We start from the raw sequence: 19424 nt of genomic DNA on the forward strand, positions 1-19424 counted from the left end.
TAGAGTAACTGACGAGTCAGTTACTTCGGGAGGGAGTCCCCATGGCAGCCTTCGACGGCACCGGAAAGGTCGCGCTGATCACGGGCGGATCCAACGGGATCGGGGCCGCGGTGGCGCGCCGGCTCGCCCGCGAGGGCGCCCGGGTCGTCCTCGCCGACGTCGACGCCGAGGCCGGGGACGCGCTCGCGAAGGAGCTGGACGGCGCGTTCGTCCGCTGCGACGTGCGCGAGCCCGCCGACAGCGAGGCCGCCGTCGCGACCGCCGTCGAGCGCTTCGGCGGCCTGGACGTCGCGTTCCTCAACGCCGGCGTCGCCGGCGGCGGGGGAGTGGGCGACGACTTCGACCTCGCGGCCTACCGCCGGGCCATGGGCGTCAACTTCGACGGCGTCGTGTTCGGCGCGCACGCCGCGCTGCCCGCGCTGCGCGCCCGCGGGGGCGGCGACATCATCGCCACCGCCAGCATGGCGGCGCTCACCGCGACGCCGTTCGACCCCGTGTACGGCGCGAACAAGGCGGCCGTCGTCGGTCTCGTCCGCGCCCTCGGGCCGACGTACGCCGACGAGGGCATCCGGGTGAACGCCCTGTGCCCCTCGTTCGCCGACACCGACATCCTCGCCCCGCTCAAGGGGCATCTGCAGGAGACCGGCTTCCCGATCCTGGACGTCGGCGACGTCGTCGAGGCGTTCATGCGGATCCTGGAGGCCGGCGGCGCGGGCGAGGCCTGGTACGTGGTGCCCGGCCGCCCGTCCGAGCCGTTCAAGTTCCGCGGCGTCCCGGGCCCCCGCTGAGCCGCCGAGACCCGGAGGAGGGACATTGCGCGCGATCCAGATCACCGAGTTCGGCGGGCCCGAGGTCCTCAACGTCGCCGAGCTGCCCGACCCGTCCGCCGGGCCCGGTCAGCTCCTCATCGACGTGTCGCGGGCCGGCGTCAACTACGCCGACACCCACCAGGCCGAGAACAGCTACCTGTCGGCGTCCACGCTGCCGATGGTGCCGGGCGGCGAGGTCGTCGGCACCACCGCGGACGGCCGCCGCGTCGTCGCGCTCGTCGGCACCGGCGGCTACGCCGAGAAGGCCGTGGCCCCCGAGGCGCTGGCCTGGGACGTCCCCGCCGCCGTCGACGACGTCACCGCGCTCGGCATGATCGTGCAGGGCGCGTCCGCGTGGGTGCTGCTGCGCCGGAACGCGCACCTGGCGCCGGGCGAATCGGTCGTCGTGCACGCCGCCGCCGGCGGGGTCGGGACGCTGGCCGTCCAGCTCGCCAAGACCTGGGGCGCCGGGCGGGTCATCGCCACCGCCTCGTCCGAGGAGAAGCGCGACCTCGCCCTCGACCTCGGCGCCGACGCCGCGGTCGACGCGAACGAGCCCGACCTCCAGGCCGCGCTGATCGACGCGAACGGCGGCAGGCGGGTCGACATCGTCCTGGAGATGACGGGCGGCTCCGTCACCGACCAGAGCCTGCGCGCCCTCGCGCCGTTCGGCCGGCTCGCGTTCTACGGGATGGCGTCCAGGCGGGAGCCGTCGCCCGTCCGGCCGGCCGCGCTGATGGCGCACTCCACCACGATCTCCGGCATGTGGCTGCCGCACGTCTTCCGGCTCCCCGGCGACGTGATGCGCACCGCGCTGGACGAGCTGTTCGGCCTGGCCGCCGCCGGCCGGCTCCGGGTGATCGGCGGCGGCGAGTACGGGCTCACCGAGGCCGGGCGCGCGCACGAGGACCTGCGGGCGCGCCGCACCACCGGCAAGCTCGTCCTCGACCCGTCCCGCTAGCCGGCGCGGCGGCCGGCCCCGTCCGGCTAGCCGACCAGGCCGTTCTCGTAGGCGTACACGACGGCCTGGGTGCGGTCGCGCAGCCCGAGCTTGGTCAGCACGTGCCCCACGTGCGTCTTGATCGTCTGCTCGGCCAGCACCAGCTCGGCGGCGATCTCGGCGTTGGACAGGCCGCGCGCCATGAGCCGCAGCACGTCCAGCTCGCGCGGCGTCAGCCCGGCGGTCGCCTGCGGGCTCGGCCGCTGGTGCCGGCGGCGGCGCGCGAAGTCGCCGATCAGCCGCCGGGTGATGGACGGGGCGAGCAGCGCGTCGCCCGCCGCCACGACCCGCACCCCGTTCACCAGGTCGGCCGCCGAGGCGTCCTTCAGCAGGAACCCGCTGGCGCCCGCGCCGAGCGCCTCGTAGACGTACTCGTCCAGGTCGAACGTGGTGAGGACGAGCACCTTCGGCCGCGCCCCGGCCGGGTCGGCGTCCGGGTCGGGGGCGCCGGCCAGCTCGGCGGTGGCGGCGAGGCCGTCCATCTCCGGCATCCGGATGTCCATCACGATCACGTCCGGGTCGAGCCGGCGGCTCATCTCCACCGCCTCGCGGCCGTTGCCCGCCTGCCCGACCACCTCGATCTCCGGGTCGGAGGACAGCAGCGCCGCGAGCCCGTCGCGGATCATCACCTGGTCGTCGGCGATCAGCACCCGAATCGTCACGACGCCACCCTACGGCGGCGAAGATCAGTCCGCGTCCCCGTAGGGCAACTCCGCCGCCACCGACCAGCCGGCGGCGCCGTGCGGGCCGGCGTCCAGGCGGCCGCCGAGCATCGTGACGCGCTCGCGCATCCCGACCAGGCCGTGCCCGCCGCCCTGCGACTCCTCGGGCGTGCTGCGGGCGCCGTCGTCGGTGACCGACACCGCCAGCGCATCCGGCCCGTACCTCACCTCGACGTGGACGCGGGAGCCCGGCGCGTACCGGGACGCGTTGCTCAGCGACTCCTGCACGATCCGGTACGCCGACAGGTCCACCCCGGCGTTCAGCGGGCGCGGCACGCCGACCACGGCGGTGGCGACCGAGAGCCCGGAGCGGCGCGCGGCGGCGACCAGGTCGTCCAGCCGGTCCAGGCCCGGCTGCGGGGCCCGCTCGGCGCCCTCGCCGTCGGCGCGCAGCAGCCCCACCACGCGGCGCGTCTCGGTGAGCGCCTCGCGCGCCGCGTCCCGCACCACCCCGAACGTCTGCCGGGCCGCCTCCGGCAGGTCGGGGATCTTGTAGGGGGCCGCCTCCGCCTGCATCGCGATCACCGACATGTGGTGCGCGACCACGTCGTGCAGCTCGCGGGCGATGCGGGCGCGCTCCTCCAGCACCGCCTGCCGGGCCAGGTCCTGCCGGTGCTGCTCCTCGCGGCGGCGCAGCTCCTCCACCGCGGAGTGCCGCCCGCCGACCGCGTCGCCGAACGTCAGCGCGACCGCCGCGATCCCCGTGAGGATCATGGCGAACCAGCCGGGCATGCCGAACAGCACGGCGGGCAGGAACACGCCGCCGACGGTGACCGCGCCGACCCCGACGGTCGTCTGCCGGTCCGCGCCGACGCCGGTGAAGAACAGGATGACGACCAGCGCCAGGATCGCGGTGACCGGCCACGGCATGAAGCCCTCGCCGTGCCGGGCGAACACCGTGAGCAGCAGCCCGGCCGCCGCGACCCGCCAGGCGGCGAGCGGCCAGCGGGCCGCGAAGATCAGCGGGGTCGCCTGCAGCACGCCGAGCGGCCACGCCAGCCCGGACGCCACGTGGTACTGCTCGATCGGGATGGCGATGGACCCCGCGGTGAAGCCGATCGTCAACCCGGCCAGCAGCACCAGGATCGGCACGCGCAGCAGCAGGCGCCCGGGCAGCAGGGTGACCGGCGGGCCGTCCCCGCCGGGCAGCAGGGCGGAGCGCACGCCGGCGAGCAGCCGGGTGCGGCGGACCGCCGCGGAGCGTTCGGGATCGTTCATTTGACTCGGAGCCTAGAACCCCGGGGCGCCGTCCGCCTGACCCGGAGGAGGGAGATCCGACCCGGTCCTCGGGTATCACCCCTGGGCAGCGCGATCGCGCGGCGATCTTGCGGTGGCCCGGGCGGCGGCGGAGACTGCGGGGATGACCGACCTGAGCCATCCGATCTTCGCCCGGCTCTATCCGCGGCTGGACGCCGGCTGCGCGAGGGCGGGCGGGGACGCGCACCGCGCCGAGCTGCTCGCCGGGGCGTCCGGCCGCGCGCTGGAGGTGGGCGCCGGGCACGGGGCCAACTTCGCGCACTACCCGCCGGAGGTCACCGAGGTCGTCGCCGTCGAACCCGAGCCGCGGCTGCGCGCCAAGGCCGACCACGCCGCCCGCCGCGCGCCCGTGAGCGTCACGGTGCGCCCCGGCGTCGCCGAGGACCTCGACCTGGACGACGCCTCGTTCGACGTCGCGGTGGCGTCGCTCGTGCTGTGCTCGGTGCGCGATCCCGTCCGCGCCCTGTCCGAGCTGAGGCGCGTCCTCAAACCGGGCGGCCAACTGCGCTACTACGAGCACGTGCGGGGGACGACGCCGGGGAAGGTGCGGTTCCAGCGGTTCGCCGACGTGCTGTGGCCGTTCTTCGCCGCCGGCTGCCACGTGTCCCGCCCGACGGGCGAATGGATCGCCGGCGCGGGCTTCACCGTGCGGACCGAGCGGCGCTTCGACTTCCCCGTCCCCGGGCGGGGCAACCCGGCCTCGCCGCACGTCCTGGGCGTCGCCGTCCGCGACTGAGGCCGCCCGGCATCCCGCATAAGGTCCTCCTGCCGGGGAAGATCAGGGCCCATGACGACCTCGGGCAGCCGGCCTCGGCCATCGGACGACCCGGAGCGGGACCGCCCCTCGCACGCCACCGCCACCGCGGTGCTGCTCGCCGCCGCGGCGGCCCTCGGCGGCTTCCTGTTCGGCTACGACTCCTCGGTGATCAACGGGGCCGTCGACGCGATCAAGGGGCGGTTCGACCTGAGCGGCTTCGTCGTCGGCCTCGTGGTGTCGTCCGCGCTGCTCGGCTGCGCCGCCGGCGCCTGGTTCGCCGGGCCGATCGGCGACCGGATCGGCCGTGTCCGGGTGATGCTCATCGCCGGGGTGCTCTTCGTGGTCAGCTCGATGGGCTCGGCGCTGGCCTTCAGCGCCGCCGACCTGACCGCCTGGCGGCTGGTCGGCGGCCTCGCCATCGGCGCCGCGTCGGTGATCGCGCCCGCCTACATCGCCGAGATCGCGCCCGCCGCCGTGCGCGGCCGGCTCGGCTCGCTGCAGCAGATGGCGATCGTCCTCGGCATCTTCGCGGCCCTCGTCGTCGACTACGTCATCGCCCGGGTATCCGACGGCGGCGCCTCCGGGACGTTCCCGTGGGGCGGGGACGCGTGGCGCTGGATGTTCGCCAGCGCCGCCGTGCCCGCCGTCCTGTACGGGGCCGTCGCGCTGACCATCCCCGAGTCGCCGCGCTACCTGGTCAAGCGGCGCCGGACGGCCGAAGCCCGCCGGGTGCTGCGGCGGGTCATGGGCCGCGGCGACGTGGACGCCAAGATCAAGGAGATCGTCCGGTCGATCGCCGAGGACCGGCCCGTCCGGCTGGGGGACCTGCGCGGGAACCGGTTCGGCCTGCTGCCCATCGTCTGGGTCGGCATCCTGCTGTCGGTCTTCCAGCAGTTCGTCGGCATCAACGTGATCTTCTACTACTCGTCCTCGCTGTGGCAGGCGGTCGGGTTCTCCGAGAGCGACGCGATGTTCACCTCGGTGATCAACTCGCTGGTGAACGTGGCGTTCACGCTGGTCGCGATCGCGCTGGTGGACCGGATCGGGCGGCGCCCGCTGCTGCTCGCCGGCGCCGCCGGCATGGCGGTCTCCCTCGGCACCCTCGCGGCCTGCTTCGGCACCGCGCCCGTGGTGGACGGGGAGCCGAACCTCGGCGACGTCGCCGGGCCCGTCGCGCTCGTCGCGGCCAACGTGTTCGTCGCCTCGTTCGCGGCGACCTGGGGGCCGGTCGTCTGGGTGATGCTGGGCGAGATGTTCAACAACTTCATCCGCGCCTCCGCGCTCGCCGTCGCGGCCGCCGCGCAGTGGGTGGCGAACTGGGTGATCACCACCACCTTCCCCGGCATCTCGGGGTTCTCCCTCCTCCTCGCCTACGGCCTCTACACGGCGTTCTCCGTCCTCGCGTTCCTGTTCGTGCTGCGCGCCGTCCCCGAGACGAAGGGCCGCGAGCTGGAGGACATGGACCGGCTCGCCGCCCCGCGGGCGCGCGCGTGACGGCGCGTAACCGGGTGCGGGGGCGTGCCCCGCTCGGTTACAGTGGTGGCATGCCGCACGCGTCCGTCCAGACGACCACGCCGGGTCACTCCCGGCGCGACGGCGGCATGTCCTGACATTGCACGCGGAAGGGCCCCGGGAGCGATCCCCGGGGCCCTTCCGCTTTCCGGAGATCGCCGCGGGTCCTCCCCGACGAGAGGAGCACCCGATGGAGCCGGATGCGTCCGGGGCCGGCCCCGAGTCGATAGCATCGGAACCCGCTGATCCCAGACCACCATCGCGAGGAGTACCCGTGTCCACCGTGCCCGAACTGCGCATCAGACTCGACGGCGGCGAGCGGGCGGTACCGGCGGGCACCACCGCGGGCGAGGCCCTGGACGCCGACGGCCGCACCGTGATCGCCGCGCGGGTCAACGGGGAGCTGTGCGACCTCGCCCGCGAGCTGCGCGACGGCGACGCAGTCGAGCCGGTCGAGATCGGCTCCGACGACGGCCGGGCGATCATGCGGCACTCGGCCGCGCACGTGATGGCGCAGGCCGTGCAGGAGCTGTTCCCCGAGGCCAAGCTCGGCATCGGCCCGCCGGTGGAGAACGGGTTCTACTACGACTTCGACGTCGCCGAGCCGTTCACCCCCGACGACCTCAAGCGCATCGAGAAGCGGATGCGCGAGATCGTCAAGCAGGGCCAGCGGTTCTCCCGGCGCCCCGTCTCCGACGACGACGCGCGCGCCGAGCTGGCCGACGAGCCCTACAAGCTGGAGCTGATCGGGCTGAAGGGCTCCGGTCCGGTCGAGGACGCCGCGGACGGCGCGAACGTCGAGGTGGGCGCCGGGGAGCTGACCATCTACGACAACCTCGACGCCAAGTCCGGCGAGCTGCGCTGGAAGGACCTGTGCCGCGGCCCGCACCTGCCGTCCACCCGCGTCATCCCGGCGTTCAAGCTGATGCGCTCGGGCGGCGCGTACTGGCGCGGCAGCGAGAAGAACCCGCAGCTGCAGCGGATCTACGGCACCGCGTGGGAGTCCCGCGAGAAGCAGGACGAGTACCTGAAGTTCCTGGAGGAGGCCGAGAAGCGCGACCACCGCCGGCTCGGCGCCGAGCTCGACCTGTTCTCCTTCCCGCCGGAGCTGGGCAGCGGCCTGCCGGTCTTCCATCCCAAGGGCGGCATCATCCGCAAGGAGATGGAGGACTACATGCGCCGCCGGCAGCAGGAGGCCGGCTACGAGTTCGTCAACACCCCGCACATCACCAAGTCGTCGCTGTTCGAGATCTCCGGCCACCTGCCGTACTACGGCGAGGACATGTTCCCGCCCTTCGAGGTCGACGAGGTCGAGTACCGCGTCAAGCCGATGAACTGCCCGATGCACAACCTGATCTTCCGGGCGCGCGGGCGGTCCTACCGGGAGCTGCCGCTGCGGCTCTGCGAGTTCGGCTCGGTGTACCGGTACGAGAAGTCGGGCGTGGTGCACGGGCTCACCCGCGTGCGCGGCATGACCCAGGACGACGCGCACATCTACACCACCAAGGAGCAGATGGGCGAGGAGATCAAGTCGCTGCTGAGCTTCGTGCTCAGCGTCCTGCGCGACTTCGGCCTCTCCGAGTTCTACCTGGAGCTGTCCACCCGCGACGACTCCGACAAGTTCATCGGCGACGCGGCCGACTGGGCGGAGGCCACCGAGGCGCTGCGCCAGGCGGCCGAGGAGTCCGGCCTCGACCTCGTGGACGACCCGGGCGGCGCGGCGTTCTACGGGCCGAAGATCTCCGTCCAGGCCAAGGACGCGATCGGCCGCACCTGGCAGCTGTCCACCATCCAGCTCGACTTCAACCAGCCCAAGCGGTTCGGCCTGGAGTACCAGGCCGCCGACGGCACCCGGCAGACCCCCGCGATGATCCACCGCGCGCTGTTCGGGTCGGTCGAGCGCTTCCTCGGCGTGCTGGTCGAGCACTACGCGGGCGCGATGCCGCCGTGGCTGTCGCCGGTGCAGGCGGTCGGCATCCCGATCGGCGACGCGCACGTCCCGCACCTGGAGAAGGTCGCGGCGAGGCTGCGCGAGCGGGGGATCCGCGCCGAGGTCGACGCCTCCGCCGACCGGATGCAGAAGAAGATCCGCAACGCGCAGAAGCAGAAGATCCCGTACATGCTGCTGGCGGGCGACGACGACGTGGCCAAGGACGCCGTGTCGTTCCGGTACCGCACCGGCGAGCAGAAGAACGGCGTCCCGATCGACGACGCGGTCGACGAGATCGTCAAGGCCGTCGAGGCGCGCGTGCAGATCTGACGCCCCCGCGATCCCGGCGCCCCAGGCCCGGCCGCCCGCCCGCCTGCCCGGCGCGGCGGACGGCGGGGTGGGCGCCGCCCGGAGTTGGTAGCCTCATCGATCACGTGCCACGACGGGGAGTCAGCGGAGATGAAGACCAGGAGGCCCGCGCGGCGTGGCCGGAGGGCCCGGCTCTGGGGCCGGATCGCCGGCTACGGCGGCACCCTGCTGCTCGTCGCCGCCGCCGTGATCGTGCTGCTCATGCCGCTGATGGACGACGGGAAGAAGGGCACGGCGGGCGCCCAGGGGCCGGCGGGCCCGGCCGCCTCCGCGCCGCCCGGGGCGCCCGGCGGCGCGGTGCTCCCGGCGACGCCGACCAACCCGGTGCCGCAGCAGAACGGCGGCGGCAGCCCGTACCCGGGCGGCGCGACCGGCGGGTCCGGCGGGCAGGGCGGCGGCCCGCAGATCCCGCAGCCGGGCGGCGGCGGGTCCCTCGACTGGTGCCCGAACGGCACGGCGTTCTACCGCGCCACGGCGACCGGCGTGGACGTCCTCGTCACCGTCTCCGCGAGCGGCCTGATCCGGGCCGAACTCGTCCTGCAGGGGGCGTCGCCCAAGTCGCAGCAGGCGAGCGCCAAGGGCGGCAGGCCGCACACCTTCCACTTCACCGGCGTCCCGCCGCGCCAGGTCGAGCGCGTCAAGGTCACCACCGTGTCGGTCGGCGGCGGCATGCAGAGCTGCTACGCGCGCGCCGTCTGACCCGGGGCCTCCCGCGGCCGGGGCGCGGCGGGCATGAGGACGTCCTGGACGGACACGTTGACCGCGGCGACCCGCATCCCGAGCATCAGCCCCGCCACCCGCGCCACGTTCTGCTGCACGGCCTGCGCCACGTCCTTGACCACGCTGCCGTAGGCGACCGCGATGGACAGGTCGACCGTGACCTCGCCGCCTTCCTCGTCCACCGCGACGCGGGTACCGGCCGGTGCGGGGCCCGCGACCCCGGCCACCTCCGCCGCGGCCAGCGAGGCGATCTTCTCCAGCACCGCGTCCTCGATGACGATGCGGCCCTCCACCGCCACGGTGACGTCGCCGGGGGCGCCCTGCAGCGTCATCGGCACCGCGCCGGACTTGCCCGCGGCGGGCCCGCCGCGGGCCTCGGACGCCGCCGGCGCGGGCGGGGCCGGCGCGGGCGGGGCCGGGAGGGGCGCCTCCTTCGGCGGGTTCGCTCCGTGCCGCCCCGGCATCCCCGGGAAATAGGGCATGGATCCCGGGTCCGTCCTCGGCCCGCCGTCCTCGGTCTGCCGCCTGTCGGGCCCGGTCATGATCGCTCCCCATGGTTCGGTTGGTGACCATGGTGTCGGAGTCGGCCCCGGAACGCCATGCGGGGGCGGGCCTCTGGAGCGTCCGGCGAGTGGGATCCCGGCTACAGCCCCGGCCGCTTCCCTCTCTATGCTGCTGGTCAGGTCGTGAACAAAGGAGACCACCGCCTTGACCGCAGAGCCGGAGGAGTCCGTGGTGCAGCAGGAGCGCGACGACGCGCCCCGGGGCGGCACCGGGAACGCGCACACGCCCCGCTTCGAGGAGGAGAGAGGCGGCGCGGGCACGCCAGACAATTTCCAGCGGCTCTGGACACCGCACCGGATGGCCTACATCAAGGGGGAGGGCAAGCCGACGGGCGCGGGCTCCGGCGACGGCTGCCCGTTCTGCGAGATCCCGAAGATGACCGACGAGGAGGGCCTCGTCGTGGCCCGGGGCGAGTCGGTGTACGCGGTGCTGAACCTCTACCCGTACAACTCCGGGCACCTGATGGTCGTCCCGTACCGGCACGTCGCCGACTACACCGAGCTCGACGAGCCGGAGTACGTGGAACTGGCCGTGTTCACCCGGCGCTCGCTCACCGCGCTCCGCAAGGCCACCGGGGCGCAGGGGTTCAACGTCGGCATGAACCTCGGCCTCGTCGCCGGCGCCGGCATCGCGGCGCACCTGCACCAGCACGTCGTCCCGCGCTGGGGCGGCGACACCAACTTCATGCCGGTCGTCGGGCACACCCGGGTGCTGCCGCAGCTGCTGCGCGACACCCGCCAGATGCTCGCCGAGGCGTGGCCGGTCTCATGAGCGGCCCCGCCAGGCCGGTGCTGGTCTACGACGGCGACTGCGGGTTCTGCACGTCCTCGGTGCGGTTCCTGGAACGGCACGTGCCCGTCCGGGCCGCGGTCGTCGCGTTCCAGTTCGCCGACCTCGACGCGCTCGGCACCACCGCGGAGCGCGCCCAGTACGAGGTGCTGTGGATCGACCGGGCGGGGCGGGTCAGCGGCGGCGCGGAGGCCATCGGGCGGATGCTGACGGCCGCCGGCGGCCTGTGGCGGGTGCCCGGAACCGTCATGCGGATCCCGCCGGTGAGCTGGCTCGCGCACGGCGTGTACCGGCTGGTGGCCGCCAACCGGCACCGGATGCCGGGCGGGACGGCGGCGTGCATGCTGCCCGCCGACCGGCGGCCCGGCGCCGGCGGCTGACCGGGGCGGGCCGGCCGCGCCGGGGCCGGCCCGGTTCAGGCCGCGGCCTCCCGCGCCGTCCCGCCGCGCAGGCGCGCGGGCAGGAACCGGGTCAGCCGCTCCAGCGGCAGGAACGCCGCGAGCCAGATCGCGTGCGGCAGGAAGTGGATCGTCATCAGCGCGTAGGTGACGGCGTGGAAGCCGGCGAAGAACAGCACCGCCGCGTACAGCGGCCGGCCGCGCAGGAACAGCAGCGCCGGGGACGCCGCCTCCGCGGCGAACATGATCCACTGGCTGGCCTTCAGCGCCGCCGGGTAGTCGATGAGGGCGCGCCCGAGCGGCGTCCCGCGGCGGCTCAGCGCCCACTGGACGGTCGAGCCGTTCGGCCACGCCGGGAACCCGCCGATGCGCACCTTCGCCCACGCGGACAGGAAGTAGGCCGCGACCACCCCGAGCTGGACGCAGCGCACCGACCACGCCGACGCCTCGCAGCGCCGCGTGTCGCCGAGGCCGGCGCGCCCGGCGCTCGGCAGCACGAACAGCGCCACGACGAGGGCGAGGTGGTCGTGGTCGACCTTGCCGTACGACATGCTGATCGTGACCCACCACAGGTACCCGCAGGCGGCGAGGTAGCCGCTCGCGCGGGGCAGCACCCGGCCGGTCATGGCGACGAGCCCGGCGGCGATCGTCACCACGAGCAGCGTGTACATGGACCACGGCGTGGGGGCGGGCAGGTGCAGCAGCCGGCCGAGCAGCACCGGCTGGTACAGGTCGGCGGGCAGCCGCGCGTGCGCCAGCGAGCTGCTGGTGAGCAGCAGCATGTCGAACGGCAGGAACACGTACCCGATGACGCGCAGCCAGGCGATCCGGGCGAGCGGGACGGGCCCGAACCACCAGCGGTCCCACGCCGTGCGGGCCGGTCCGGGCGCGTCCCCGGCCGGCCGGACGGGGCGGGGCGCCTCCGGCGTCGCGGCGGCCGTCACCGCACGTCCCAGACGACGCGGTTCTGCCGCGAGGTCGACACGACCTTGCCGTGCTCCAGCTTCCTGATCTCCCGCACGACGTAGATCCGGGTGAACCGGGGCTGCCCGGGGTGGAGCCTGCGCTGCGCGTCGGCGATGCCCTGCAGCAGCGAGGGGTCGCGGACGATGCGCGGCATCTGCCCCTCGATCTCGGCGCGCTTCATGCCCGTCCCGACCGCGTCGAAGGACAGCTTCACGTGCGTGCCCGCCGCGGTGTCGGCCTCCAGCCAGTAGGAGCCGATCACCCCGCCGTCGTTCTTCACCGAGAACGCGAACTGCGTCATCGGCCCGAGCGGGAAGTCGTCGTTGCTCCCGTACGCGCTCGTGTAGAACAGGGCGCCGACGACCGCGGTGCCCGCGAGTGACCGCCAGAGCCGCGCGCGCGGCCCGAGGCGGAGGGCAGGAAGATCCACGCGGCAAGCCTAGAGCCCCGCCCGGCGGGAGCGGGCGGGGCCCGGGGCGCGCGGCGGCGGCCGCTGCCGGCCGTCTCTCAGCGGCCTCTCTCAGCGGCCTCTGTCAGCGGCCTCTGTCAGCCGTCGTCCCGCGACTCGGCGGCGACCTTGTCGGCCAGGTGCGTCGGGAGCGGCTCGTAGCGCAGGAACGTGCGGCTGAACGTGCCGGTGCCCTGCGACATCGACCGCAGGTCGATCGCGTAGCGGACGATCTCCAGCTGCGGCACCTCCGCCTTGATCATCGTGCGGCCGCCCGGCACCGCCTGGGAGCCGAGCACCCGGCCGCGCCGCGAGGTGAGGTCGGACATGATCGGCCCCACGTACTCGTCGGCGATGAGCACCTCCACCACGTCGACGGGCTCCAGCAGCAGGATCGGCACCTTGGCCGCCGCGTCCTTCAGGGCGAGCGCCCCGGCCGCCTGGAACGCCATGTCGGACGAGTCGACCGAGTGCGCCTTGCCGTCGTACAGCGTCACCCTGATGTCGACCAGCGGGTACCCGGCGGACACGCCGCGCGCCATCTGCTGCCGGACGCCCTTCTCCACCGACGGGATGAACTGCCGCGGCACCACCCCTCCGACGATCTTGTCGACGAACTCGAAGCCCTCGCCGGACGGCAGCGGCTCGACCTCGATGTGGCAGATGCCGTACTGGCCGTGCCCGCCGCTCTGCTTGACGTGCCGGCCGAGGCCCTTGGCCGCCGCGCCGAACGTCTCGCGCAGCGGGACGCGCAGGTCGACCCGGTCGACCTCGACGCCGTACCGGCTCTTGAGCCGGTCGATCAGCACGTCGGCGTGGGCCTCGCCCATGCACCACAGCACCAGTTGCCGCGTCTCGGCGTTGTTCTCCAGCCGCAGGGTCGGGTCCTCGGCGACGAGCCGGCCGAGCGCCTGGCTGAGCTTGTCGTCGTCGGCCTTCGACCGCGCCCGGATCGCCACCGGCAGCAGCGGGTCGGGCATCGACCACGGCGCCATCACCATCGGCGAGCCGGGGTCGGACAGGGTGTCGCCCGTTTCGGCGCGGCTCAGCTTCGCCACCGCGCAGATGTCGCCCGCGGGGCAGGACGACATCGTCCGCTGGGTCTTGCCCAGCGGGGAGGTCAGCGCGCCGACCCGCTCGTCGACGTCGTGGTCCTCGTGCCCGCGGTCGGCCATGCCGTGCCCGGACACGTGCACCGTGGTGTCGGGACGCAGCGTCCCGGAGAACACCCGCACCAGCGAGATCCGCCCGACGTACGGGTCGGACGTGGTCTTGACGACCTCGGCGACCAGCGGGCCGTCCGGGTCGCAGGTGATCTCCTTCGGCGGCCCGCCGGTCACCGCCGTCACCGGGGGGATGCCGTGTTCGAGGGGCGAGGGGAACGCCTGGGTGATGACCTCCAGCAGCTCCAGCATTCCGATGACCGGGCCGGGGTGGTCGCCGTGCGGCACCGAGGTCGCGAGCACGGGGTAGAAGCTGCCGCGCGCCACCGCGGTCTCCAGGTCCTCGATGAGGGCCTTGACGTCGATGTCCTCACCGGACAGGTACCTGTCCATGAGGGTCTCGTCCTCGCTCTCCTGGATGATGCCCTCGATCAGCGACGCGCGCTGCTCGGCGATCTGCTCCAGGTACTCCGGGTCGGGCTGGCACTCCACGCGCTCGCCGCTGGAGTAGTCGAGGCAGCGCTGCGACAGCAGCCCGATCAGGCCCTTGAGCCCGTCCTCCCCGGCCGCCGGGAAGTACAGCGGGGCGACGCCCTCGCCGAACACGTCCTGGCAGGTCATGACGACGTCGTCGAAGTCGCCGCGCTGCTGGTCGATCTTGGTGATGACGACCGCGCGGGGCATCCGCACCGCCGCGCACTCCTCCCACAGCATGCGGGTGAGGCCGTCGATGCCGTCCACCGCGGAGATCACGAACAGCGCCGCGTCGGCGGCGCGGAGCCCGGCCCGCAGGTCGCCGACGAAGTCGGCGTAGCCGGGCGTGTCGATGAGATTTACCTTGACGTCGCCGTGCGTCAGCGGCGCGAGCGAGAGGTTCACCGAGCGCTGCTGGCGCACCTCGACCTCGTCGAAGTCGCTGACCGTGGTGCCGTCCTCGACCTTGCCCGCCCGCTGCACGGTGCCCGTCGCGGCGAGCAGCGCCTCGACGAGCGTGGTCTTGCCGGCCCCAGAATGGCCGACCAGCGCGACGTTGCGCACCTTGTCGCACCCGCCGGCCTCCGGTGCCCTGCCGGGGGCTCCCGGGTGGCCTCCCTTGTCCGCCATGACTTACCTCCTCGGACGGGTCTCCGCGCGGAGGCCCGCGTGCGGCTTGGGCCCGGCCCGTGCGGGCCCGGCCCCGACGTCCGAGTGCGGCGTCCGACCTCGTCCAATCGCGCGTGACCGACGTCACACCCGTACCACCACCCTTGCCCGGTACGGCCGGGACCACAAGGGGGGAACGGCATTCAACCGTGATCTGTCCGGACGGCCGCCGTCCCAAACCCGCCGCGGCCGCGTGCGCGCCCCGGCCGCACTACGATGGGCGCGCCCGGTCACGGGGCGGCGGAGCGACAGAGAACGGACGGCGATGCTCAACAAGATCAGGCCCGCGCTGGGGCGCGTCCTCACCCCCGTCGGACAGGCGGTCGCGCGGACCGGGGTCTCGCCCAACGCGATCACCGTCATCGGCACGGTCGGCGTCGCCGCCGGCGCGCTCGTCCTGTTCACCCGCGGCGAGTTCTTCTGGGGCACGATGGTCATCACCGCGTTCGTGCTGTTCGACATGCTGGACGGCGCGGTCGCCCGGGTCACCGGCAAGATCTCCAAGTTCGGCGCCTTCCTGGACTCCACCATGGACCGGGTCGCCGACGCCGCGATCTTCGCCGGGCTGATGATCGGGCTGTACCGGGACGGCCAGGAGCCCCTCGCCGGGGTCGCGCTGTACTGCCTGGTCTCCGGCGTCGTGGTGTCGTACGCCAAGGCCCGCGCCGAAGGGCTCGGGTACACCTGCAACGTGGGCATCGCCGAGCGCGCGGAGCGCCTCATCGTCGCGCTGGTCGCCGCCGGGTTCGACGGCCTCGGCGTCCCCTACATCCTCGCGGTGGCGCTGTGGGCGCTCGCCGCGCTCAGCACCGTCACGGTCGGGCAGCGGTTCGCCGCGGTGTACGCCCAGGCGAGCGCCGCCGACCGGGCCGGGAAGCAGGACGGGACCGGTGAGGAGAACGGGGAGGAGAACGGGGCGGAGAACGGGGCGGAGAGGACGCCGGAGCCGCGGCCATGACCACGCCCCGCCGCGGAGGCGACCCGCCGTCGCTCCGCGATGAGGTGACCGACGCCGTCTACGCCCTCGGCTGGACGGTCGTCCGCAAGATGCCCGAGAGCGTCGCGCGGCTGGTCTTCACCGCCCTCGCCGACCGCACCTGGCACCGCTACGGCTCCGGGGTGCGGCAGCTGGAGAAGAACCTGTGCCGCGTCCTCGGCAAGGACGAGGTCGACGACGAGGTCCGCATCCTCAGCAAGAAGGTGCTGCGCTCCTACCTGCGCTACTGGCTGGAGGTGTTCCGGCTCCCCGAGTACGACCGGGCGCGGATCCTCGGCCGGATGCGCGTGACCGGCGAGAAGAAGATCTTCACCAACCTCGAAGCCGGGCGCGGCGTGATCCTGGCGCTGCCCCACATGGGCAACTACGAGCACGCGGGCGCGTGGCTGGTGCACTGCGGGTACCCGTTCACCACCGTCGCCGAGCGGCTGGAGCCGGCGTCGCTGTTCGACCGGTTCGTGGAGTTCCGCGAGAGCCTCGGCATGGAGGTCCTGCCCCACCGGGGCGCCTCGGCGTTCGGGCGGATGGCGCAGCGGCTCCGCGCCGGGCGGCCGGTGTGCCTCGTCGTCGACCGCGACCTGACCGAGAGCGGGATCGACGTCGAGTTCTTCGGCGCCACCGCCCGGATGCCCGCCGTCTCCGCCGCGCTCGCGATCCAGACCGGCGCCGCCCTCATTCCCGTGACACTCTGGTATGAGGGGGAGTACTGGGCGGCGCGCGTCCACGAGGAGATACCGGTACCGGACGAGGGCGGCAGACAGGAGAAGATCCAGGCCATGACCCAGGAGCTCGCGCGCGCGTTCGAGGAGGGCATCGCCGCGCACCCCGAGGACTGGCACATGCTGCAGAAGGTCTGGGTGGACGACCTGGACGGCGACGGGGCGGACGACCGGGCGGGCGGCCGGGGATGAGCGCCGCGCGATGAGGGCGATGAGGACCGGGCGATGAGGACCCCGCGATGAGGATCGGAATCGTCTGCCCGTACACGTGGGACGTCCCGGGCGGCGTGCAGCGGCACATCGGCGACCTCGCCGAGGCGCTGATCGGGTTCGGCCACGACGTGTCGGTGATCACCCCGGCCGACGACGACGCCGAGCTGCCGCCCTACGTCGTGTCGGCCGGGCGCGCCGTCCCCGTGCCCTACAACGGGTCGGTGGCGCGGCTGGCGTTCGGGTTCCTGTCGGCCGGGCGGGTCCGGCGGTGGATCCGCGAGGGCGGCTTCGACGTCCTGCACGTCCACGAGCCCGCCGCGCCCTCCCTCGGGCTGCTGGCCTGCTGGGCGGCGGACGGGCCGATCGTGGGCACCTTCCACGCGTCCTACGAGAAGTCGCGGGCGCTGTCGGTCACCGCGCCGATCCTGCAGAGCGCCCTGGAGAAGATCACCGGCCGGATCGCGGTGTCGGAGGCGGCCCGCACCACGCTCGTCGAGCACCTCGGCGGCGACGCCGTGCTGATCCCGAACGGCGTCGCGACCGAGCGCTACGCGATGGCCGAGCCGCTGCCCGGCTGGCGCGGCCGCGCCGAGGCGCCGCGCGGCGACGGCGGGGCGCTCGGGTTCCTCGGCCGGATGGACGAGCCGCGCAAGGGCCTGCCGGTGCTGCTGCGCGCCTTCGAGATCCTCGGCCGCCGCCGCCCCGGGCTGCGGCTGCTGCTCGCCGGGCCGGGCGACGCCGACGACGTGATCGGCCGGGTCTCGCCCGAGCTGCGCGACCGCGTCGTCGTCCTCGGCATGGTCAGCGAGGAGGACAAGGTCCGCGCCTACCACTCGGTGGACGTCTTCGTCGCGCCGAACCTCGGCGGCGAGAGCTTCGGCATCGTGCTCGCCGAGGCGATGTCGGCGGGCGCGCCGATCCTCGCCAGCGACATCGAGGCGTTCGACCGGGTGCTGCTCGGCGGGCGCGCCGGGGCGCTGTTCCCGGTCGGCGACCACGAGGCGCTCGCCGCGGCCGCCGGAGAGCTGCTGGACGACCCGCCGCGGCGCAAGCAGCTGTCCGCGGAGGCCCGCGCCGCCGTCCGCGCCTACGACTGGTCGGCCGTCGCGCGCGAGGTGCTGAGGGTGTACGAGACGGTCACGGACGGCGGCGCCGGCGTCGTCGAGTCCGGCCTCGGGCTGTAGGAGCGCGCCGGATGTCCTACGACTGGATCATCGACGTCCTGTTCTGGATCGCCGTCGTCTTCCTGATCGGCGTGTACGTGTCGTGGCGCGCGACCCGGCTCGACCGGCTGCACGTCCGCGTCGAGACCGCCCGCGCCGCGCTGGACGCCGCGCTCGTCCGGCGGGCCGCCGCCGCGCTGGAGCTGGCCGCCTCCCGGCTGCTGGACCCGGCCACCAGCCTGGTGCTGGCGACCGCCGCGCACGAGGCGCGCACCGCCGACGCCGAGCGCCGCGAGTTCGCCGAGAGCGACCTGTCCCGGGCGCTGCGCGCGGTCGTCGACCAGCCCGAGTTCGCCGCCACCATCACCGCCCGCGGCGCGGGCGACGGCGCCGAGGTACTGGACGAGCTGTCGTCGGCCGCCGCGAAGGTCGCCTATGCCCGCCGCTTCTACAACGACGCCGTCTCCCAGGCGCGGATCGCGCGCCGCAAGCCGCTGATCCGGATCCTGCCGCTCGCCGGGCGCGCCCCGCTGCCGGACTTCTTCGAGATCGACGACGACCCGCCGGCCATCTGATCCGCCGATATCGATCACAGCCGGGGCCGGATCCGTATCCCCGGACGGGGCGGGCGCATCCGATCACGTTCGCTACTCTCTGGCAGACCGTCCATGGGAGGGGTACATCGTGCGATCCGCAAGGGGCACCGCCGTCCGGCGCCGCGCGGCAGCCGGGCTCGTCGTCGTCCTCGGCGCCGCAGCCCTGCCGGCCTGCTCGGACTCGGGCGGCCCGAAGAGCGCGCCGCCGCCGCGCAGCACGCCGGCGCCGTCGCCGAGCGAGACGCCCGAGCCCGCCGTGCACCCGTTCAACGGCGGCACGAAGGGGCTGGACAACCCCGTCCTCGCCGTCAAGATCGAGAACACCCGGCCGGCGCTGCCGCAGAGCGGCGTGAAGGCCGCCGACATCGTCTACGTCGAGCAGGTCGAGGGCGGCGAGACCCGGCTCATGGCGGTGTACTCGTCCAAGCTGCCGAAGCGGGTCGGGCCGGTCCGCAGCGCCCGCATCTCGGACCTGCACATCCTGCCGCAGTTCGGGCGGCCCGCCTTCGCGTTCTCCGGCGTGCAGAGCAAGATGAAGAAGTACATCCGCAGGGCGCCGGTGTACGACATCTCACAGGAGAACGGGGGCGGCGCCTACTTCAGGTCCAGCGCCAGGCGCATCCCCTACAACCTGTACGCGAACCCGAAGAACCTGCTCAAACGGGCGCCGAAGGCGGCGAAGCCGCGCGACATCGGGTTCCGGTTCGGGGACGCCCCCGAAGGCGGCAAGCCGACCAGGTCGTTCACCGCCCGGTGGCCGTCGGCGACCATGGGCTTCACCTGGTCGGCCAAGGAGAAGCGGTGGCTCGCCAGCTGGGGCGGCCGCCCCGACCGCGCCGCCGAGGGCGGGCGGCTGGGCGGCAAGACCATCGTCATCCAGTACGCCAAGACGACCCGGTCGAAGTTCCACGACTTCCTCGGCAGCTACACGCCGCTGATCCACACCACCGGCACCGGCCGGGCCGTCGTCCTGCGGGACGGCAAGTCCTACAAGGCCAAGTGGTCGCGGCCCTCCGAGAAGAAGGGGACGACCTTCACCACCGCCGACGGCGAGCCGATGACGTTCGCGCCGGGCCAGGTGTGGGTGCTGCTCGTCAACGACGGCAAGCCCTACACGCCCTGACCCGCGTTCCGGACGGCCCGGCGGCGGTCACTCTGTAAGCGCCGGGCCGTGCGCGTTGACGGTCTG

The 19424-nt window shown here is 73.8% G+C and carries 19 protein-coding genes; 13 read left to right on the top strand and 6 right to left on the bottom strand.

The features are described 5' to 3' along the window. Nucleotides 1-41: 41 nt before the first annotated feature. Both ABTW95_RS24015 and ABTW95_RS24020 read left to right on the top strand, forming a co-directional pair. Nucleotides 42-788, top strand: a complete 747-nt coding sequence (locus ABTW95_RS24015; RefSeq protein ID WP_396448484.1) for an SDR family oxidoreductase — start codon at nucleotides 42-44, stop codon at nucleotides 786-788. Between the two features lie 25 nt (nucleotides 789-813). Continuing rightward, complete coding sequence (locus tag ABTW95_RS24020; RefSeq protein WP_500227438.1) at nucleotides 814-1770, top strand: quinone oxidoreductase family protein; 957 nt, start codon at nucleotides 814-816, stop codon at nucleotides 1768-1770. A gap of 26 nt (nucleotides 1771-1796) precedes the next feature. Here the strand turns inward: ABTW95_RS24020 and ABTW95_RS24025 are convergent, their stop codons facing one another. Together ABTW95_RS24025 and ABTW95_RS24030 are read right to left on the bottom strand one after the other, a co-directional pair. Continuing rightward, complete coding sequence (locus ABTW95_RS24025; protein WP_396448482.1) at nucleotides 1797-2471, bottom strand: response regulator; 675 nt, start codon at nucleotides 2469-2471, stop codon at nucleotides 1797-1799. Nucleotides 2472-2495: 24 nt separating this feature from the next. Next, nucleotides 2496-3749 (bottom strand): sensor histidine kinase, encoded by a 1254-nt coding sequence (locus ABTW95_RS24030; RefSeq protein ID WP_500227439.1) that lies wholly within the window; start codon nucleotides 3747-3749, stop codon nucleotides 2496-2498. 142 nt (nucleotides 3750-3891) lie between these two features. Here ABTW95_RS24030 and ABTW95_RS24035 point away from each other — a divergent pair, with 142 nt between their 5' ends. The 4 genes from ABTW95_RS24035 (at nucleotide 3892) to ABTW95_RS24050 (ending at nucleotide 9055) form a co-directional block, all read left to right on the top strand. Further along, a complete protein-coding gene (locus ABTW95_RS24035; RefSeq protein WP_500227440.1) occupies nucleotides 3892-4524 on the top strand; it encodes a class I SAM-dependent methyltransferase in 633 nt (210 codons plus the stop codon). A 51-nt stretch (nucleotides 4525-4575) separates the two neighbouring features. Next, nucleotides 4576-6039, top strand: a complete 1464-nt coding sequence (locus ABTW95_RS24040) for a sugar porter family MFS transporter (RefSeq protein ID WP_396448479.1) — start codon at nucleotides 4576-4578, stop codon at nucleotides 6037-6039. Nucleotides 6040-6331: 292 nt separating this feature from the next. Next, on the top strand, nucleotides 6332-8317 hold the full coding sequence (gene thrS, locus ABTW95_RS24045; RefSeq protein ID WP_396448478.1) for a threonine--tRNA ligase: 1986 nt from the start codon (nucleotides 6332-6334) through the stop codon (nucleotides 8315-8317). Nucleotides 8318-8446: 129 nt separating this feature from the next. Then, complete coding sequence (locus ABTW95_RS24050) at nucleotides 8447-9055, top strand: hypothetical protein (protein ID WP_396448477.1); 609 nt, start codon at nucleotides 8447-8449, stop codon at nucleotides 9053-9055. Here ABTW95_RS24050 and ABTW95_RS24055 read toward each other — a convergent pair. Further along, on the bottom strand, nucleotides 9037-9618 hold the full coding sequence (locus tag ABTW95_RS24055; protein WP_500227441.1) for an Asp23/Gls24 family envelope stress response protein: 582 nt from the start codon (nucleotides 9616-9618) through the stop codon (nucleotides 9037-9039). The two genes, ABTW95_RS24050 and ABTW95_RS24055, sit on opposite strands and share 19 nt — an antisense overlap. A gap of 166 nt (nucleotides 9619-9784) precedes the next feature. Here ABTW95_RS24055 and ABTW95_RS24060 point away from each other — a divergent pair, with 166 nt between their 5' ends. Next, the gene (locus ABTW95_RS24060; RefSeq protein WP_396448475.1) at nucleotides 9785-10411 is read left to right on the top strand and encodes an HIT family protein; all 627 of its coding nucleotides are present in this window, start codon (nucleotides 9785-9787) and stop codon (nucleotides 10409-10411) included. Continuing rightward, nucleotides 10408-10809 (top strand): thiol-disulfide oxidoreductase DCC family protein, encoded by a 402-nt coding sequence (locus ABTW95_RS24065; RefSeq protein WP_396448474.1) that lies wholly within the window; start codon nucleotides 10408-10410, stop codon nucleotides 10807-10809. Before ABTW95_RS24060 ends, ABTW95_RS24065 begins: the two co-directional genes overlap by 4 nt. A 35-nt stretch (nucleotides 10810-10844) precedes the next feature. Here ABTW95_RS24065 and ABTW95_RS24070 read toward each other — a convergent pair whose 3' ends face one another. The 3 genes from ABTW95_RS24070 to ABTW95_RS24080 all read right to left on the bottom strand — a co-directional run bounded on the left by ABTW95_RS24070 (nucleotide 10845) and on the right by ABTW95_RS24080 (nucleotide 14508). Next, entirely contained in the window at nucleotides 10845-11771 is a 927-nt protein-coding gene (locus ABTW95_RS24070) for an HTTM domain-containing protein (protein ID WP_500227442.1), read from the bottom strand. Further along, entirely contained in the window at nucleotides 11768-12223 is a 456-nt protein-coding gene (locus ABTW95_RS24075; protein WP_396448472.1) for a hypothetical protein, read from the bottom strand. Before ABTW95_RS24075 ends, ABTW95_RS24070 begins: the two co-directional genes overlap by 4 nt. 116 nt (nucleotides 12224-12339) lie before the next feature. After that, nucleotides 12340-14508 (bottom strand): elongation factor G-like protein EF-G2, encoded by a 2169-nt coding sequence (locus ABTW95_RS24080; protein WP_396448471.1) that lies wholly within the window; start codon nucleotides 14506-14508, stop codon nucleotides 12340-12342. A gap of 304 nt (nucleotides 14509-14812) precedes the next feature. Between ABTW95_RS24080 and pgsA the strand changes: the two genes are divergently transcribed. The 5 genes from pgsA to ABTW95_RS24105 all read left to right on the top strand — a co-directional run bounded on the left by pgsA (nucleotide 14813) and on the right by ABTW95_RS24105 (nucleotide 19358). Further along, nucleotides 14813-15505: a phosphatidylinositol phosphate synthase gene (gene pgsA, locus ABTW95_RS24085; protein WP_396454282.1), complete on the top strand. Its 693-nt coding sequence runs from the start codon at nucleotides 14813-14815 to the stop codon at nucleotides 15503-15505. Then, the gene (locus ABTW95_RS24090) at nucleotides 15502-16455 is read left to right on the top strand and encodes a phosphatidylinositol mannoside acyltransferase (protein ID WP_396448468.1); all 954 of its coding nucleotides are present in this window, start codon (nucleotides 15502-15504) and stop codon (nucleotides 16453-16455) included. The genes pgsA and ABTW95_RS24090 overlap by 4 nt, the downstream gene beginning before the upstream one ends. 47 nt (nucleotides 16456-16502) lie before the next feature. Next, nucleotides 16503-17660: a glycosyltransferase family 4 protein gene (locus ABTW95_RS24095; protein WP_396448467.1), complete on the top strand. Its 1158-nt coding sequence runs from the start codon at nucleotides 16503-16505 to the stop codon at nucleotides 17658-17660. An 11-nt stretch (nucleotides 17661-17671) separates the two neighbouring features. Next, on the top strand, nucleotides 17672-18214 hold the full coding sequence (locus ABTW95_RS24100; RefSeq protein WP_396448466.1) for a LemA family protein: 543 nt from the start codon (nucleotides 17672-17674) through the stop codon (nucleotides 18212-18214). A 109-nt stretch (nucleotides 18215-18323) separates the two neighbouring features. Then, the gene (locus ABTW95_RS24105; RefSeq protein WP_396448464.1) at nucleotides 18324-19358 is read left to right on the top strand and encodes a DUF3048 domain-containing protein; all 1035 of its coding nucleotides are present in this window, start codon (nucleotides 18324-18326) and stop codon (nucleotides 19356-19358) included. The last annotated feature ends 66 nt before the right edge of the window (nucleotides 19359-19424 follow it).

Origin of the sequence: Spirillospora sp. NPDC127506 (assembly GCF_040302145.1) — a bacterium.
Classification (GTDB): Bacteria; Actinomycetota; Actinomycetes; order Streptosporangiales; family Streptosporangiaceae; genus Spirillospora.

Excerpts from the sequence above, each read along its gene's own strand:
- ABTW95_RS24035 (WP_500227440.1), top strand. The coding sequence starts at position 3,892 with ATGACCGACCTGAGCCATCCGATCTTCGCCCGGCTCTATCCGCGGCTG.
- ABTW95_RS24030 (WP_500227439.1), bottom strand. The coding sequence starts at position 3,749 with ATGAACGATCCCGAACGCTCCGCGGCGGTCCGCCGCACCCGGCTGCTC.
- ABTW95_RS24090 (WP_396448468.1), top strand. The coding sequence starts at position 15,502 with ATGACCACGCCCCGCCGCGGAGGCGACCCGCCGTCGCTCCGCGATGAG.
- ABTW95_RS24050 (WP_396448477.1), top strand. The coding sequence starts at position 8,447 with ATGAAGACCAGGAGGCCCGCGCGGCGTGGCCGGAGGGCCCGGCTCTGG.
- ABTW95_RS24055 (WP_500227441.1), bottom strand. The coding sequence starts at position 9,618 with ATGACCGGGCCCGACAGGCGGCAGACCGAGGACGGCGGGCCGAGGACG.
- ABTW95_RS24080 (WP_396448471.1), bottom strand. The coding sequence starts at position 14,508 with ATGGCGGACAAGGGAGGCCACCCGGGAGCCCCCGGCAGGGCACCGGAG.
- ABTW95_RS24100 (WP_396448466.1), top strand. The coding sequence starts at position 17,672 with ATGTCCTACGACTGGATCATCGACGTCCTGTTCTGGATCGCCGTCGTC.
- ABTW95_RS24095 (WP_396448467.1), top strand. The coding sequence starts at position 16,503 with ATGAGGATCGGAATCGTCTGCCCGTACACGTGGGACGTCCCGGGCGGC.
- ABTW95_RS24065 (WP_396448474.1), top strand. The coding sequence starts at position 10,408 with ATGAGCGGCCCCGCCAGGCCGGTGCTGGTCTACGACGGCGACTGCGGG.
- ABTW95_RS24040 (WP_396448479.1), top strand. The coding sequence starts at position 4,576 with ATGACGACCTCGGGCAGCCGGCCTCGGCCATCGGACGACCCGGAGCGG.
- ABTW95_RS24015 (WP_396448484.1), top strand. The coding sequence starts at position 42 with ATGGCAGCCTTCGACGGCACCGGAAAGGTCGCGCTGATCACGGGCGGA.
- pgsA (WP_396454282.1), top strand. The coding sequence starts at position 14,813 with ATGCTCAACAAGATCAGGCCCGCGCTGGGGCGCGTCCTCACCCCCGTC.